Below are 17,498 nucleotides of genomic sequence, written 5' to 3'. Positions count from 1 at the left end.
CAAATGAGGTGGTTAAATGAAACCGATGAGAAGTGACATGATCAAACGAGGGATTGACCGTGCTGCAAGCAGAAGTTTATTGAGAGCAACTGGTTTAATAAAACAGGACTCTGATTTAGATAAACCATTTATAGCGATTGCCAATTCCTATATTGATATTGTCCCTGGACACGTTCATCTCCAAGAATTTGGAAAATTAGTAAAGGAGGCCGTAATTGAAGCGGGTGGGATACCGTTTGAATTTAACACAATTGGTGTAGATGACGGAATTGCTATGGGGCATATCGGAATGAGATATTCATTGCCAAGCCGTGAAATTATTGCAGATTCTATTGAAACTGTTGTTTCTGCACATTGGTTTGATGGCCTCATTTGTATACCCAACTGTGACAAAATAACCCCGGGTATGATGATGGGGGCTATGCGCGTAAATATTCCGACCATCATGGTTTCAGGCGGTCCGATGAAAGCAGGAAAAACTCGTGATGGAAGATCAATCTCGGGTGTTCAAGTCATCGAGGGTATTGGAGCATATATGAAAGGGAAGTTAGATTTAGCAGGACTAGAGGAATTGGAGAAATTGGCCTGTCCGACATGTGGTTCTTGCTCAGGAATGTTTACGGCTAATTCTATGAACTGTTTAGCAGAAGCAATTGGTTTAGCATTACCGGGAAATGGGACTTCATTGGCCATTTCAGAGGAAAGAAGAGAATTGGTAAAGAATGCTGCACGACAAATTATGCCATTGATTGAAAGGGATATTAAACCTCGGGATTTGTTGACGCTTGAGGCTGTTGATAACGGTATGATTCTTGACATGGCAATGGGTGGTTCAACCAATACAGTGTTGCATATGCTGGCGATTGCTCATGAGGCTGGCCTTGAGTACTCATTAGAAAGAATCAATGAGCTCTCAAGGAAAGTACCTTATATTTGTAAAGTTTCACCCGCATCTGATTTTCATGTTGAGGATGTGCATGAAGCAGGTGGGATTTCAGCTATTTTGAATGAGTTAAGTCGTTTGGAAGGAGTTTTAAACTTAGATACATTAACAGTAACTGGAAAAACGCTTGGAGAAAATATCTCAGGTTCGGTTATTGAGAATTGTGAGGTTATTCGTTCCATTGAAAATCCTTATACCAAAACGGGTGGTCTGTCTATACTCTATGGAAATTTAGCTCCGGATGGAGCAGTCATCAAAAGTGGCGCAGTCGATCCGAGATTAAGAAGGCATGAAGGTCCAGCTGTCATCTTTAATAGTGAGGACGACGCGCTAGAAGGTATTAATTCTGGAAGGGTGAAGGAAGGTGACGTTGTAATTATTCGGTATGAAGGTCCGAAGGGCGGGCCAGGCATGCCAGAAATGTTAATGCCAACATCAAGAATTGTTGGGATGGGACTTGGAACGAAGGTAGCTTTGATTACGGATGGACGTTTTTCAGGAGCTACGCGTGGCTTTTGTGTTGGACATATTTCTCCTGAAGCAGCAGAAGGAGGCCCTCTTGCTTTTGTAAAAGAAGGGGACCAAATTGTAGTGGACATTGACCAAAACATTATTGAAGTGAAAATTTCTGAAGTGGAAATGAACCAACGCCGTTCGGCATGGGGTGGTTTTGAACCGAAAATCAAACGTGGATTTTTACATCGATATTCACGGAATGTAACTTCGGCGAACACTGGAGCGGTATTGAGATAGTTATTTGAATAAAAAATCTAAGGAGATGTTTAATCATGAAGAAAATGATTAGCTTGCTGTTTTTAATAGCAGTTTTTTTAGTAGGGTGCTCTTCGAACCAAACGAATAGCTCAAAAACTAATAACGGCGACAAATCTTCTAAAAATAAAGATGTTATTGAATTAAGCTTTTCCACTTGGTACCCAACAAACGACCCAGCAGTGGAGTTAGTTTTCAATAAGTGGGAAAATCTTGTAGCTGAGAAAACGAACGGACGTGTAAAAATTGTCAGCTACCATGCGAACCAATTAGGGACCTCCAATACAATGCTACAAGACCTCGCAGGTGGGGTATTTGATATTGCACCTCTTAGTCCAATTCTATTTAATGATTCAGAGTTGTTTCCATATACTATTTCAAATCTAGCCTTCGCACTGCCTAATGCGGATACAGGCACTAAGGTAATGGCTAAATTTCTGAAAAAGTACAATACAGCTAAACAAGTTGAAATTCTTGCAACTGGAAATGCAGACCCATATGTTATTTGGAGTACGAAACCCATTAAAAGTCTAGAAGATTTGAAGGGAAAGAAAATTCGTGCGATTAGCGAAGTGCATGTGGAATTAGTAAAAAGCTGGGGAGCTTCTCCTGTTGCTACGCCAGTGGCAGATATGTACGAGGCATTGCAAAAAGGGACATTGGATGGAGCAGTGTTCTCAATGGTTGGCGGAGAAGCATGGAAGTACGCAGAAGTTGCCCCCTACGTTACAAACATAGCGGTATCCACTCCTACCTTCATGCCATCCATGAATAAGGAAGCTTATAATAAGCTGCCAGAGGATTTGCAAAAAATGTTTAAAGAAGAGCTCGGACCTGCATTAGCCCAATTATGGTCGGATCATTATTCACAGTTTACAGATAAAGCTGTAGAAAATCTTAATAAAAACCCTAAGGGTGGGGTCATTACTTTAACAGAAGATCAGCAAAAACCATTTAAGAAAGACAGTAAAAAAATCTGGGATGCATGGGTAAAGACAGCCGATGATAAAGGGTATGACGGGGAAAAAATGATGAAGGATTTTAAAGCATTTTTACAGGAGGAAGGAGTTAAAATACCTTACTAGGCCATAAACGCCCCATCTCTATTCGGAATATTTCGCCAAATAAGGATGGGGCAAATGAAATATTCACAAATTAATAATGTAAAAGAGGGTGTAGAATGAGAATTCTAACAATTATCTTTCAATCTCTTACACAAGTTACTCGCTGGATAGCTATGGTGGTCATCTTCTGTATGATGGCGTTAATTTCACTAGCTGTTATTATGCGTGCAATGGGTAAACCAGTATTGGGTGACGTTGAACTCGTTGAGTTTGCAATGATTGTCATCATTATGTTTGGTCTAGCTTTTACCCAAAAAGAGAAGGCACACGTTTCGATTGGCCTGCTAGTTGATAAGTTATCAACACGCATGCAAAATATCCTCAATATTTTTGCATTACTTTTAACCATTGGGTTTTCTTGGCTGCTTAGCTGGGTTTTTTTTAACGGAGCAACTAAAGAAATGACGGGAACGGTTATAAATTCTACATTGTTGAGTCTTCCGCATTATCCATTTAAGTTTATTATTGCCATCGGGTTATTTCTTTGGGGTCTTGAAAGCTTGATGATGATCATTCAAACCATTATTAAACTGGTAAAGGGTGATATTGAGAATACTAAGACTACTAAAGGAGGGGATGAGCTGTGGCTGTAGAAACGATTGGACTTATTGCGATTACATCTATGTTTATATTAATGGTGCTTAGGATACCAATTGCCATAGCCATGGGGGTTCCTGCGTTATTCGGCATTATGTATCTTAAGGGAATGGGAACTCTTTCTGCTGCAATTGAATCTATAGTTTGGACACATAGTACGAACTATGCACTAAGTACAATTCCAATGTTTATTTTGATGGGTGAACTTTTATTCGTTGCTGGAATCACGAATGAATTATTCACTACCTTTCGTGCATGGTTTGGACGGTTAAGAGGCGGATTGGGAATGGCCACTATAGCAGCCTCAGCTGGATTTGCCGCAGCCTCTGGATCAAGTATCGCAACTACTGGAACAATGGGAGTTATTACCTCAAAAGAAATGTTAAAGGCAGGTTATGCTAAGACTTTGACTGGAGGATCAATCGTTGCAGGAGGAACACTGGGGATACTTATCCCTCCAAGTACAATCCTTATTCTTTACGGGATGTTAACAGGGGAATCAATCGGGAAATTATTAATTGCGGGTATTTTTCCAGGTATCTTGCTTACCTTGTTTTTCATATTAACAATAGCGATTACAGTAAAAATGAATCCTCATCTTGCTCCAACAGGTGAATCTAGTACTTGGAGTGAACGGATATATTCATTACGTCATACGATTTGGATTATCGTTCTATTTGCAGTTGTAATCGGGGGCATGTATTTAGGCTGGTTCAGTCCTACAGAGGCAGCTGGGATTGGGGCATTAGGTGCGTTGATTATTGCATTAATAAGACAAAAACTTACTTGGGGAAATCTAATCGAAGTCTTTTCAAATACTTTAAAGACAACAGGATTCCTATTTGCGATTGTCTTAGGTTCCTTCTTATTAAACTACTTTCTAGTTATTACTAGATTACCGAATTTAATCGCTACATTCATTAAAGATTCAGGTCTTTCTCCAGGAGTAATTTTCCTCTTAATTATCATCATGTACCTCATCCTTGGAGCAATAATGGATTCACTCTCGATGATCGTCATTACAATACCTATTTTGCTCCCAATTATTCAAGGAATGGGTTTTGATTTAATCTGGTTTGGAATCATTATTGTTCTCGTTGTTGAAGCAGGATTAATAACACCTCCTGTCGGCATGAATTGCTTTGTTCTTAACGGCGTAGCGCCAGAGTTGAAAATTGAGGAAATTTTTAAAGGAGCATTAAGGTTTGTCATTCCAATTTTAGTACTTGTCACACTGCTTTATTTTATTCCGGAAATAGTGCTTTATTTGCCAAGTAGAATGTTCTAGCGTTTTTAAAAAAATTGTTATTGGGGGAACTTTAGATGGATTTAGGTTTAAAAGAAAAAGTTGCACTTGTAACTGGTGCAAGCAAAGGGATTGGATTCGCAACTTCGCTTCAATTAGCCAAAGAAGGAGCTAAGCTTGCGATGGTTGCTAGAAATGAAGAATCTTTAGCTGTAGCTGCAGAGGAAATTTTTCAAGAGACCGGTGTTCGTGTATTGCAGATTACCGGCGATATGTCTTTAGAAGAAAATTGTAAACAGGTAGTTTTGAAAACTGTTGACCATTTTGGCCGGTTGGATATATTAGTGAATAATGCTGGAACCCACGCCGGACATCCATTTGAAAAAGTTGATAACGCAATGTGGAAATATGATCTTGATTTAAAATTGTTCGGCGCCATTCATTGCTCGCGAAACGCGGTTCCGTTTATGCGAAAAAATGGGGGAGGAGCTATCGTTAACGTGACAGCAGCGATTGCCAAAACACCCCCGGCATCCTCTTTGCCTACAACGGTTAGCCGAGCAGCAGGTATGGCGCTAACAAAAGCAATGAGTAAGGATCTTGGTCATGATAATATTCGAGTTAATACAGTTTGTATTGGTCTAATCAAAAGTGATCAAATCGAAAAGTATTGGCAAAAAACAGCACCACATCAGAGCTTCGAACAATATGTACATGACCCTAAACATCAGATTCCATTGGGCAGGATTGGAGAAGCAGAGGAGGCTGCTAAGGTCATTACCTTTCTTGTTTCCGATTCAGCTTCATATATAACTGGCACTTCATTAAATATTGATGGAGGGATGGCTGGAACACTATAAACTAATTGGGGTACGTTAGGGGAAATCGATAAAAATAGGAAAGGGGTTAGATGGGGGATGAAAAATCAAGTTACACCTGAATCTGATCAAGTTACACTTCCTGTTTCCCACCAAGAATGGGAAAAGAGAGCACGTGAAAAATTAGCCATTGGTCCGTTTTCTTATATATCCGGAAATGCGGGAATGGGGGAAACTTCCAATGCCAACCGAACTTCGTTAAAGGAGTGGAAAATTGTACCACGCGTTTTTCGGAATGTAGCAGATCGTGATTTATCAATTCAATTATTGGGACAAAATTTTCGAACCCCCATATTGCTTGCACCAATAGGTGTTCAAAAGATTATGCATTTAGAAGGGGAATTGGCTTCAGCTCGTGCAGCTGCAGAATTAGGAATCCCTTTTATTGCCAGTACGATGACATCTTACTCAATGGAAGAGATAGCTAGTGTTATGGGCGATTCGCACCGCTGGTTCCAATTGTATTGCAGTATGGATAACGATATTACAAGAAGCCTGGTAAACCGTGCTGAGAAGAGTGGGTATTCAGCTATAGTTGTAACACTCGATACAACTATGATGGGCTGGCGTGTTCAAGATTTGGAAAATAATTATTCTCCTTTTAGGCTAGGCATCGGTTTGGCAAATTATCTAACTGACCCTGTTTTTTGTTCGAAATTAGCAAAACCACCAGCTGAGGATATGGAAGCTGCATTTTCAATTTTTTCAAAAATAAATACAAGTGCGACATTAACTTGGGAATATCTCGGGTTCTTACGAGAAGTTACCAAATTGCCAATTATATTAAAAGGGATAATAGACCCTAGAGACGCCAAGCTGGCTGTTGACCATGAAGTAGATGGAATTGTCGTTTCTAACCACGGCGGAAGGCAATTGGATGGATCAATTGCGACCATTGATGCCCTGCCGAAGGTATGTGATGTCGTTGGTGGTAAGATTCCTGTTCTAATGGACAGTGGAATTCGAACTGGAACAGATATCATAAAGGCAATTTCATTGGGTGCTAGTGCTGTCCTTTTGGGTAGACCGTTTGCGTATGGTCTCGCTGTCGCAGGAGAAGAAGGCGTTAAACGAGTGATTCGTAATTTAATTGCTGAAACCGATGTATCTCTAGGACTATCAGGATACCATTCTATTGACAGTTTAGATCAATCGGTAGTAATTAAGTAAGACTTACAACGCGAGAAGGGGGATGATTTGAATGTTGAAGATGGAAAAGGGCTCATTTACATCCTTAATTGTTTTAATACTATCCATTTTCGTTTTGTCAGCATGTGGAAACAGCGAATCTAGCAATACTAGCAATACAAATGGAGACTCAAAGGCCAAAAAAACATACGAACTTTCTGTTAATAACTTCTATTCAGCCACAGATCCATGGGTAAATGGTGTATATGAGCCATGGAAGAAGTTTGTAGAACAAAAGACAAATGGAAGAATTAAAGTTAATATTACTCATTCAAGTACACTTGGAACGGCTAATAATGCTTTGAAAGATATTCAAGGAGGAGTTTATGATTTAGCCTATATTGCACCTTCCTTACATGCTGATACTGAGCTATTTCCTTTAACGATTGGTACTCTACCATTTGCAATACCAAACGCTGAAGTGGGAACTCGTGTAATGGAAAAATTTGCAAAAACATATGGTGAATTTAACAATTTCATTCCATTAGGGATGATTACTTCCGATCCGTACATGTTGTATTCAAGAAACTCAGTTAAAAAGATTGAAGATGTAAAAAATAGAAAATATCGAATAACTGGGAAGAATGATGCCATTTTGTATGAGGCATGGGGAGTTACACCGGTTTCGATTCCTATTGCAGACGTATACGAATCAATCCAAAAGACAACGATTGATGGATTGTTTTTTTCGGCTGTTGGCGGTGTAGGTGGTAAATATTATGAAGTAGCTCCTAATCTATTAAATTTGCCGTTTATGGTTCAGCCTTTATCTTTTGGATTAAACAAAGGCTTTTATGATCAACTTCCACAAGATTTACAGAAGATGATGAAGGAAGAGCTGGCTCCTAAATTAGTAGAGTTATTTGTCGGAACGTATACATCCGGTGTAGATAATGCCATGGAGGAATTCAAAAAACAAACAGAAGGAAAAGGCGGTATTACAAAGCTCTCACCTGAAGAAGAAAAGAAATTCAAAGCACCAGCGAAAAAAAGTTGGGATTTGTGGGTTGAAGAGGCAAATAAAAAAGGTTACCCTGGTGCAGAAATGATGGCTGAATTTAAGAAATTATTAAAAGAAGAAGGGATTGACGTCTCTTTTTGAATAAGAGGAAAATTACAAGTTCATGTTGAATAAAATAGTTGAATCGTTACATCATTAATACCAACAACAGTTTGTCTGGTCTGCAGAAAATTCACCAGAACTGCTTTAAAGATGGTTGGTGGAATGGCAGGTGTTTACTAAAATTGGAACATTTCAAGCAGGAGATGGTTCGAATTAATAAACCAGATTTGCGTAATTTGCATGAACAAACTTATCAATATTTACACAGACAAATAATAACTAATAAGTTGAAACCAGGAACTAGAATCAACTATGAGAAGTTAAGTAAGGAATTAGGATTAAGCAAAACACCTTTGCGTGACGCTTTTAACCGCTTATTCCAAGAAGGCTTAGTGGAGATTAAGCCGCGTTCAGGTACATTTGTTAGTATTCCAAATATAAAGGACGCTAAAGAAGTTTATGAGGTTAGGAAAGCTCTAGAGCGGCAATCCGTTGCACTAGCAATCCAAAATATACCGAATTCAGTATTACAAGAATTGCTGGAACTTAATAGTGATGTCGAGATTAAATTTAACCAAAGTGGAGATTTTCAAGCCTTCTTAGAATCTGACCGAATCATTCATAATACCATTATCAAATTCTCCAATAATTCTAGAATCATTAACATAATGGAGACCCTAAATGCCCAAATAAGCTGGTTCGGTTATCAAATTATCGACAAAATAAAGGAAAGAGCTTCAGAGGCTATGGGACATCACAAAGATATTCTTGAAGCAATGGCAGATCAGAATGTAGAATTAGCAATGAAATTAATGGAGGACCATATTGAGGCAACAAAGATTATAGTGGTCCAAGATTTTTCATAATTTATAGGCTCCTCCAATTTTTTTAAAAGACTGTTGGGAATTAAAGTACCAGCGGTCTTTTTTAATTTAATAAATTACGTTCATTGGAAAACGATAAAAACAGAATTAAATATATAATTTTAGGTCAAAACTGGAATGGAGGGAAAAATATTTAGAAAGGGGTATTGGCTTGACTGAACCTTTAGAATACCCATACATTCTGTACAACGAAGTCATTATGTACCTTGAAACAAAGTGGCGGCGTTCCTTAAACGCCCATGAAAAACACCTTTTGATCGAAGGGTACAAATATGGCAGAATGGTCGAAGCAGAAAACGAAATTAAAATAGTATTTGCTGAATAAAGCGGGTGACCCTGCTTTATTTTTTTTGCCAAGGAAAAAATTAACTTTTTAAAGGGTTTCCAAACGTTTTGTTGAAATAATAGGTAAATTCCTTTATATGGTGAGGTGGGAAAGTTGAACGAGTTACAATTTGCGTTTATTGATGAATTTGGAAATTATGGTTTTGATTTTGACAACCACGACCATTCGACCCACTTTATCATCGTATCCATACTTGTGAAAGAATCTGAAAAAGAAAACTTAGAACGACAGCTTCAGAACCATTTCCCATCAGAAGCAGCGCCTATGGATAATGCACAAAGATCCATGCTTTTGCAGGATATTAAGGATTTGCCTTTTAGCATATATGCGTACGTCATTGATAAGCGGAAGGTAAGAGAAGATAGCGGCATCCTACATCAAACGCCTTTTATTAAATATGTAAATAGGATGGTTTATGAGGACTTAAATAGAACCTTTGATCAGCTTGATCTTGTAGCGGATGAAGCTGAGGGGAAGGGGTTTTTGCAGGAATTTAAAAAGTACATCAAAACAAGGAGCATTCCGGATTTATTCAATTACTCTTCGTTTGGATTTAATAACAGCCAGTCTGAAATCCTGCTTCAACTGTCCGGCTTAATTGCAGAGACTTTGGGCAAGAGCTACGACCGGAGTTCTTATTCCGTTTATTCCCATTCATTGTTAAAAATGATTAAACATAAAATTGCCGCTCTTAATTTGCTCCCTATAGATTACCGACACTTTCTTTATGATTACAAAACAGATCCCGCTGACTCCCGCTACAATGAAGTAATCATCAAACAGGCCGTCAATTCCTCCTATCAATATATCGAAAAACATCGCAAGAGTGAGGATGAGGACGAAAGGCTCCGAATCGATTTCTTGAAGTTTCTTTTATTCAATCTGAAGGAAAATCCGGATGAATACGTCTATACTCAAGAAATTCTCGATAATTTAAATGCCATTCGGGATATAAAAATGAATCAGCATTATTTCCGCTCCAACATTGTTTCGAAGCTGCGTGATAGCGGGTTGTTAATCGCCAGCAGCAATAAAGGCTACAAGCTGCCTATATGTTTAAACGATTTATATGATTTTGTGAATCTATCAAGTTTGACCATCCATCCGATGATCCAGAGAATATCCAAGTGCAGGGATCAGATTCTGCTGGCAACTAACAATGAAATCGACATTCTTGACCAAAAAGAATATGGCTATTTGAAAAAAATCATTGAATTGGAAAAGTTGACTATTAACTGAATGTATTAGGAGGGGTTAGCCAGATGGGGAAAAAGACTTTGTTTATTAATGGCGAAGTAATTACCGTCAATCCAAAGGATGAAATTTGCAGTGCAGTTGCTGTTGAGGGAAGGAAGATTATAGCGGTTGGCAGTACAGAAGAGATTTTGAAGTTAAAAGATGAAACATGTAAAATCATTGATTTAAACGGGAGGACCCTTCTTCCGGGCTTTATTGAGTCCCATCTTCATATTACCATTTATGGAACAAATGAATTATCTGTTTCCTGTAAGGATGAATCGGTCCAATCCATCGCTGATTTGCTGAAAAAGCTGAAAGAAAGGGCAAAGGAAACACCCAAAGGGGAATGGATTCGGGCTTGGGGATATAATGACCAAAGAATTGCTGATGGACGTTTTCCAACAAAGGAGGAATTGGATAGCGTTTCGAACGAACATCCAATTATTGTCATACGTGCTTGCGGTCATATATCTGCAGTGAATAGTTATGTGCTGAAACTGGCATCCATCGATAAAAATACTCCCAATCCAGATGGTGGTAAAATTGGGCGGCAAGCAGATGGAGAGCCATGCGGATTGTTGATTGAAAATGCCCATATGCAAGTTTTTCAAACAGCTGGTTTTTCCCGTGAAGAAATCCGTAAGGCCCATATCATTGCGTCCAGGCATTTTGCTAAAAAAGGAATAACTTCTGTCCATGATGCATCCGGGTATGGAATAGCAAATGTAGAAGCCCTTCAAGAGGATTGTGAAAATGGTGTGATTAAGCAGCGAGTCTATGCTATGATCGGGGCACTCAACGAAGCTGAGAAGGTCGTCCGGTATTTTGTTGATTTAGGTGTCAAAACCAAGGATGGAAATGATCGTTTTAAATACGGTCCAGTAAAGTTATTCCTCGATGGAAGCAGCAGCGGCCCAACCGTTTGGACAAGGGAGCCTTACGATAGTGATCCAACTAATTACGGCATCCATTATTACCGCCAGGAAGAAATCGAGGAGCTGTTTATTCCAGCGCATCAAAAAGGGTGGCAAATTACCGCTCACGCCCAAGGAGATGCTGCCATAGATATGTTGCTCACTTGCATCGAGAAAGCAAACCGCTTGTACCCACGAAAAGATACGCGGCATCGAATCGAACATGCGGGAATTGCACAAAAAGATCTTATTGAAAGGATGAAAGAGCAAGGGGTCATTCCAACACCAAATCCGGCTTTTTTCTATGAATATGGTGATGGTTATATCAAAAATTATGGTGATCGGGCCAAACAAATGTATCCATTGAACAGCTACAAACAGGCAGGTGTGCCGGCTGCGATTGCCTCGGACTGTCCGGTGACAGATTTCAATCCAATGAGGGGCATACATAGTGCCCTGACAAGGCTCTCACCAACGGGAAAAGTTGTCGGTGATAAAGAAAGGATTGGGCTCTTGGACGCCATCCGAATGTTAACATGGAACGGTGCTTATGCCTCTTTTAGCGAAAAGGAAACCGGGTCAATTGAACCGGGAAAACTGGCAGACTTAATTATACTCGATCGTTCCATCCTTAAAACAGAAACTGACGAAATACCATCGATTCAAGTGGTGTGGAACATGATAGATGGTGAGGTTGTTCATGAAGAACTACATATAAATGAACACGTGGGTTAAGAAAATTTAAGGGCAGAATATGGGAAAAACTCCTTTTCGAAGGGGTTTTTTTGTCTCTTCAGTCAGCAAACTAACTAACTGTCACTGTCCTTAATTGACATGCTACCCAAAGGAATATGGATACTTTAAAAAAATAATTGAGATGGAAAAATTGAAGGCCTACTAAAATACCTTTCTTAGTAGGGCCCTATCACAAATAAATAGGTACGGAAATGACTATCAAAGTGTATGTTTTGATAATCATTTTTATTAGCAAATACCAATTATGTTCAGTCTAACTTTCCTCGGCCATTTTAGATGATGATGCAGTTTCTTTTTTACTAGCAGCACTTTTCCCTGGCATAAATAATGTTAAAACGAGTGCAGCAACAGCTAATATCATCATAAAGTAATAGGCATCACTGGAACCTTGAATCGAAGATAGTAATGCTATTTGATGCGGGGCAGCCGCTGCCTTTTCCTTCATTATTTCTGTAGCGTGATTGGTTGCTTGCGCGGTATAAATGGTAATCACTACAGCTGTTCCGATTGCTCCTGCAATTTGACGAACCGTATTATTCACTGCAGAGCCATGTGTCCCTAATTGCTTAGGCAATGCGTTCAAACCGGCAGTATTGAGCGGCATCGTAATAAAACTTAGACCAATTCGTAAAAAGATGGTACGAATCATTAAATACATATAAGATGTAGAGCCAGTTAGATTCGTTACAGCCCACATGGAAGGGATGATAAATATAAGCCCCGTAATAAATAAAGGTTTTGCTCCTAATTTGTCATACAATTTGCCAGTGATTGGAGACAAGATGGCATTGATGATAGAGCCTGGCAATAATAATAGACCGGCTTCAAATGCCGTAAAACCCCGTCCGCTTTGAAGGTAAATAGGTAATAAAATCAAATCGGCATACATCATCATTGTTACTAAAACATTTATTAATGAAGTTAATGTAAAAACCTTGTTCTTAAATACAGATAAATTCAATAAAGGATCATTTGAGCGAATTTGTCGAACACTGAATAAACCAGTAACCACCAATCCAATTATTAGTGAAAAAATAACAACCGGAGCATCCCATCCTTTATTACCCGCGTTGCTGAAGCCATATAAGATAAAGCCAAAACCAATTGTTGAAAGAAAGACACTTACAACATCTAGTTTTGTTTTGGCTGTTTCGGATACATTCACTAGATATTTTAAAGCAAATAAAATAACAATTAGCACAAAAGGTGCTAAACCAATAAATAGCCATCGCCATGATCCATATTCAATAATATATCCGGCCAAGGTAGGGGCAATAGCAGGGGCAAAGATCATGGCAAACCCAATCAAGCCCATGGCGCTGCCTCTTTTTTCGATTGGAAAAATAAATAAAATGACGCTCATCATCAGAGGCATAATAATCCCTGCGCCTGCTGCTTGAATCATTCGGCCTATTAATAATAGGCTGAAATTTGGAGAAATCGCGCAGATAACGGTTCCCGCTAATAAAAACAGCATGGAGCTGATAAATAGTTGCCTTGTCGTATAGCGTTTCATTAAAAAGGCTGTTATCGGAATTAATACACCGTTTACAAGCATAAAGCCAGTTGACAGCCATTGAACGGTTGTGGCTGAAACATCAAATACATCCATTAAATTGCTTAAGGCAACATTTAACAACGTTTGATTCAATACTGATAAAAAACAACCGGATATTAAAACAAATAATAAGATTCCTTTGTTAACATCTTCTCTATTTTGTTCCATTTCAAACTCCTTTTCTATTGTTTGCATTATCAACATAGTGTCAATAAAATAAATACTAACAGACCCGACAAGAATTGCCCATCTACAATTTTTTTCAAAACGTCAACTAATCAACATCTTGTAAGTAATCTGTTGAAGAAAGCATTAATAATCGATAAAGGAGTTCGAAATGTCTAGTCTAAAAAAGGAAGATCCACGTGCCATTCGCTCGAAAAAAATGTTTAAGCATGCCGTTCTATCTCTTTTAATAGAAGAACCTTCAATATCACAATTAACTGTTCAAAAAATTGCGGATCGCGCAGAATTAAACCGAGCGACCTTTTATTTACATTATCAAGATATTAACGACCTATTAAGGAAGATCACACATGAAATCTTTGACGAATTGTCGATAAAACTAAAACCTTTTATGCAAACTGAGATCATCGACGACCGAGAACAATTAGTTATATTTTTAGACTATATCTATGAAAATCGGAAATTTTTTGCCATTTTATTTGAAAATAAAAGCGTTGAAACCAATTTATTCAACCTTATAAAAAACCTCATTGAAACTAGAAGAAATAACAAGCAAAATGAGTTACCGAAAAGTTATGTTTCTATTGATATCCTGACAGCTTCCTTAATGGGGATTATTATGTGGTGGATAAAGGATGGAATTCATTATAGCTCTGAATATATAGCTAACCAAATTTCTCTAATGTACAAGCGATGAACAATTTTTGCTCCGGTTTTTTGTGTTAATAAAGTAATCAGATGTCACTGTCAGAAAATAAATCCCGTATACATATTGCAGGGACAGTTTGGCGGGGAAAAGATTCAACCATCAAAGCCAAAAAATCGGAGTGGACTATATGAACAAGCATCATGAATTTCTCAAAAATGAAGGGAATGCATTTCCAGGAAAAACTTATATTGAAGAGCTGTTAAAGCCAATATTTAATGACCAAAGGGATTTTTTATTTGAGGCTATGTTTGATATTCATCGTGCCCATGTGATTATGCTTTCGGAACAGCAAATCATCAAAAGGGACGAAGCTAAAATCATGCTGGTGGGAATTGAAAAAGTTGCAAAAACGGATATTACACAAATTTCATACGACCCACGATATGAAGATTTATTTTTCATGATGGAGGCGAAAATAGCGGAGGAAATTGGTGAAGAATTGGCTGGGAAAATCCATATCGGAAGAAGCCGAAACGACATGGGGGTGGCCATGTACCGTTTGGTGCTGAGGGAGCATCTTTTACAGCTGATTGGGAATGGGTATCGGCTGAGTGAAGCATTATTGGAGCAATCGGAGCGTCATGTGGAAACCTATATGACGGCCTATACGCATACCCAGCCGGCGCAGCCGACGACGTTAGGGCATTATTTTTTGGCGATTTATGATATTTTTCAGCGGGATATGAAACGGTTATGGTCTGCATATGAAACGGTAAACCAATCACCGCTTGGAGCGGCAGCGTTAGCAACGACGGGTTTTCCTATCAGCCGTTCGCGGACGGCTGAGCTATTGGGCTTTGACCGAATGGTTGAGAATTCCTATGATTCCATTGCGGGGGCAGATTATTTATTGGAAACAGCAACCGCCATCATGACATGCATGGTGAATACCGGTAGATGGATTCAGGATTTCTTATTATATGTAACGAGGGAATTTGACGCGTTTAAGGTAGCTGACCCCTATGTTCAAGTCAGCAGCATTATGCCTCAAAAAAGGAACCCAGTTTCAGTGGAACATTCCCGATCGCTTGCGAGCAGTTCTGTTGGTGAGGCACTCGCTGCCATCCAAATGATTCACAATACGCCGTACGGGGATATCGTTGATACAGAGGATGATTTGCAGCCGCATTTATATCGGGCATTTGCGAAGGCTAATCGGGTAATGAAGCTGATGTATGCTGTGATATCGACTCTTCAAGTTAATAAGGGACATTTAAAGGCGATGTCCGAAAAATCATGCATCACGATTACGGAACTGGCCGATACATTAACGAGGAATTATGATATTAATTTTCGTAAAGCGCATGCGATTGCAAGCCAGATTGCCCAAAGAACATGCCAGGAACAAAAAGAGTTAAGTGATTGGAAGATTGAAGAGATTAACTCGATTATTCAAGAATTTATCGATGTCTCTCTTACTGAGGATGAATGGAAAAACATCATTTCTCCAGAGTACTTTGTTAGGATAAGATGCATTCAGGGTGGGCCAAATCCAGATGAGGTGAGGAGGATGATTGCCGAGAGAAAGCGATGTCTAGGAGAGAGGTTACATGAGTACGAACAAATAGGTGATGAATTGATCAAAAAAATGAAACTGTTAAGGGTATTTTTAGTATAAATACTAAGAAAACAGGCCCCCAATGATTGATTAGGGGCTGTAATTATTTGATATTGACTAATTCCGCAGTAGTAAAGCTTTAATGTTTGGACTCTCGATAATGCTTGAGCATTCTCACCCCATTATGCCCATTAGTTCTTTTTCCAAATCAGTCGGCTCGTTTGCATAGTTATAGATTCCTAGAAACTTCTCAACAGCTTTAGGGTAAGCACTGATCAGTTTATTGACAGCGTCTTGCTGTTCAGAGATCGGTTCATTTTTGGATATTTCACATCCCATATAAAAACGGACCATAAACTCATCTTCCAGTGCCTTTTGATACTCCCCAGCCACTTTTTGCCATTGTTGATATTGATTTTTATATTTTACTAGAATTCCGGATAGTATTCTTGCGCCATATACGGCATCATGGATCCCTTGTGCCATACTTGGGTCTTTAAAACAAACGGCATCCCCAACCAGCGCCCAGCCATGTCCCATCCCGGTATACCAGAAGTTTTCATAGCCTAGAATACCCTTAATCGGTTCAACAAGGGTTGCCCGCTTCAGCCGGGAACCGATAGTGGTGTTTGGAAAACCTTCCGTTAATAGGCTGCGAAGACTTTCCTCCGGGTTATTCTTCAAGTTCTGAATGAAAGCTTTGTTCTCTAATGGAAAAATTCCAACTACGGTACACAGGTCATTATTTGTAGGAAAAAGAATCGCCGTGTTGTCTTTTACCCTATGTACCTCAAATTTCGGTACAAGATCGTTGTTAAAGTTGCTGAAATACCCATAATAAATACCTACTTTTGCGGGCACACGTAATTTCTGCTTGCTGTCAGTAAGCCTGCGGATGGTTGAGTTTCTTCCGTCGGCACCAACAATGATATCGGCAAAAAACTCTTGATCAAGACCGCGAGAATCATTCCCTTTGATACCAACTACAACTTCATTTTGGCGGATGATGTCTGTTACACGGAATCTTTCTATTACAGTCACACCGTTTAATGATTTAGCATGTTCTAGAAGAATATGATCCAGATATGTTCTCCTTATACAATAACAATTTTCCTCTCCATGGACTTCAGGTATTTTTCCTTCAATCGTAGTATTCTCAAACTGAAACTTAATATCTTTAACCGGCGGAGCATTGGTTTCCAATAACTTATCGAGCACACCCATTTCGCGGAAAAGGGCGGTTGTGTTATTGAAAAAGGTATGAGTGGATAGAGTATCACTAGGAAAAGAAGACCGGTCAGTCAATAATACCTGAAAACCTGCCTTTGCTAGGTAAATAGCTAATGAAGAGCCTGCACACCTTGCTCCAGTAATAATAACGTCAAACTTATTATTCACTCAATCACCCCGAATTGAATTTTTAGTCTGGATATTAATCAATGGTAACTAAACTAAGATTATGGAACTATTATTTAAAAAATTACGTTTATTTTCATTTGGATGTTTATTCTTTTTAAATAGGTATTTTTAAGAAATGG

General features: G+C 38.9%; 15 protein-coding genes. 13 read left to right on the top strand and 2 right to left on the bottom strand.

Annotated features, from left to right (window positions below; all coding sequences use genetic code 11):
• The first annotated feature begins 16 nt into the window (after positions 1-16).
• The 11 genes from ilvD to V5M37_RS18475 all read left to right on the top strand — a co-directional run bounded on the left by ilvD (position 17) and on the right by V5M37_RS18475 (position 11,928).
• Positions 17-1,696, top strand: a complete 1,680-nt coding sequence (gene ilvD, locus V5M37_RS18525) for a dihydroxy-acid dehydratase (RefSeq protein WP_423798634.1) — start codon at positions 17-19, stop codon at positions 1,694-1,696.
• A gap of 35 nt (positions 1,697-1,731) precedes the next feature.
• Entirely contained in the window at positions 1,732-2,799 is a 1,068-nt protein-coding gene (locus V5M37_RS18520) for a TRAP transporter substrate-binding protein (RefSeq protein ID WP_423798633.1), read from the top strand.
• A gap of 95 nt (positions 2,800-2,894) precedes the next feature.
• Positions 2,895-3,431, top strand: a complete 537-nt coding sequence (locus V5M37_RS18515; RefSeq protein WP_423798632.1) for a TRAP transporter small permease — start codon at positions 2,895-2,897, stop codon at positions 3,429-3,431.
• On the top strand, positions 3,422-4,723 hold the full coding sequence (locus tag V5M37_RS18510) for a TRAP transporter large permease (RefSeq protein ID WP_423798631.1): 1,302 nt from the start codon (positions 3,422-3,424) through the stop codon (positions 4,721-4,723). The genes V5M37_RS18515 and V5M37_RS18510 overlap by 10 nt, the downstream gene beginning before the upstream one ends.
• Positions 4,724-4,758: 35 nt before the next feature.
• A complete protein-coding gene (locus V5M37_RS18505) occupies positions 4,759-5,541 on the top strand; it encodes an SDR family NAD(P)-dependent oxidoreductase (protein ID WP_423798630.1) in 783 nt (260 codons plus the stop codon).
• A 57-nt stretch (positions 5,542-5,598) separates the two neighbouring features.
• Positions 5,599-6,729 carry an alpha-hydroxy-acid oxidizing protein gene (locus V5M37_RS18500; RefSeq protein ID WP_423798629.1) on the top strand — a complete coding sequence of 377 codons (1,131 nt, stop codon included), beginning with the start codon at positions 5,599-5,601 and terminating at the stop codon, positions 6,727-6,729.
• Between the two features lie 31 nt (positions 6,730-6,760).
• A complete protein-coding gene (gene dctP, locus V5M37_RS18495) occupies positions 6,761-7,849 on the top strand; it encodes a TRAP transporter substrate-binding protein DctP (RefSeq protein WP_423798628.1) in 1,089 nt (362 codons plus the stop codon).
• 143 nt (positions 7,850-7,992) lie between these two features.
• The gene (locus V5M37_RS18490) at positions 7,993-8,676 is read left to right on the top strand and encodes a GntR family transcriptional regulator (RefSeq protein ID WP_423798627.1); all 684 of its coding nucleotides are present in this window, start codon (positions 7,993-7,995) and stop codon (positions 8,674-8,676) included.
• A 169-nt stretch (positions 8,677-8,845) separates the two neighbouring features.
• Positions 8,846-9,019 (top strand): hypothetical protein, encoded by a 174-nt coding sequence (locus V5M37_RS18485; protein WP_423798626.1) that lies wholly within the window; start codon positions 8,846-8,848, stop codon positions 9,017-9,019.
• Positions 9,020-9,133: 114 nt separating this feature from the next.
• Positions 9,134-10,279, top strand: a complete 1,146-nt coding sequence (locus V5M37_RS18480; protein WP_423798625.1) for a DUF3800 domain-containing protein — start codon at positions 9,134-9,136, stop codon at positions 10,277-10,279.
• Positions 10,280-10,302: 23 nt separating this feature from the next.
• The gene (locus V5M37_RS18475) at positions 10,303-11,928 is read left to right on the top strand and encodes an amidohydrolase (protein ID WP_423798624.1); all 1,626 of its coding nucleotides are present in this window, start codon (positions 10,303-10,305) and stop codon (positions 11,926-11,928) included.
• 274 nt (positions 11,929-12,202) lie between these two features.
• On the opposite strand, the gene V5M37_RS18470 is transcribed toward V5M37_RS18475, so the two are convergent.
• Entirely contained in the window at positions 12,203-13,675 is a 1,473-nt protein-coding gene (locus V5M37_RS18470; RefSeq protein ID WP_423798623.1) for a DHA2 family efflux MFS transporter permease subunit, read from the bottom strand.
• A 169-nt stretch (positions 13,676-13,844) separates the two neighbouring features.
• Between V5M37_RS18470 and V5M37_RS18465 the strand changes: the two genes are divergently transcribed.
• On the top strand, positions 13,845-14,390 hold the full coding sequence (locus V5M37_RS18465) for a TetR/AcrR family transcriptional regulator (RefSeq protein WP_423798622.1): 546 nt from the start codon (positions 13,845-13,847) through the stop codon (positions 14,388-14,390).
• A gap of 139 nt (positions 14,391-14,529) precedes the next feature.
• Complete coding sequence (argH, locus tag V5M37_RS18460; protein WP_423798621.1) at positions 14,530-16,020, top strand: argininosuccinate lyase; 1,491 nt, start codon at positions 14,530-14,532, stop codon at positions 16,018-16,020.
• A 114-nt stretch (positions 16,021-16,134) separates the two neighbouring features.
• On the opposite strand, the gene V5M37_RS18455 is transcribed toward argH, so the two are convergent.
• Positions 16,135-17,358 (bottom strand): NAD(P)/FAD-dependent oxidoreductase, encoded by a 1,224-nt coding sequence (locus tag V5M37_RS18455; RefSeq protein ID WP_423798620.1) that lies wholly within the window; start codon positions 17,356-17,358, stop codon positions 16,135-16,137.
• Positions 17,359-17,498: the final 140 nt, after the last annotated feature.

Origin of the sequence: Neobacillus sp. SAB-20_R2A (genome assembly GCF_049568635.1) — a bacterium.
Lineage (GTDB): Bacteria > Bacillota > Bacilli > Bacillales > Cytobacillaceae > Neobacillus > Neobacillus citreus.
The sequence above is the reverse complement of the archived record's forward strand: the minus strand, read 5'-3'. Positions and strand labels throughout refer to the sequence as shown.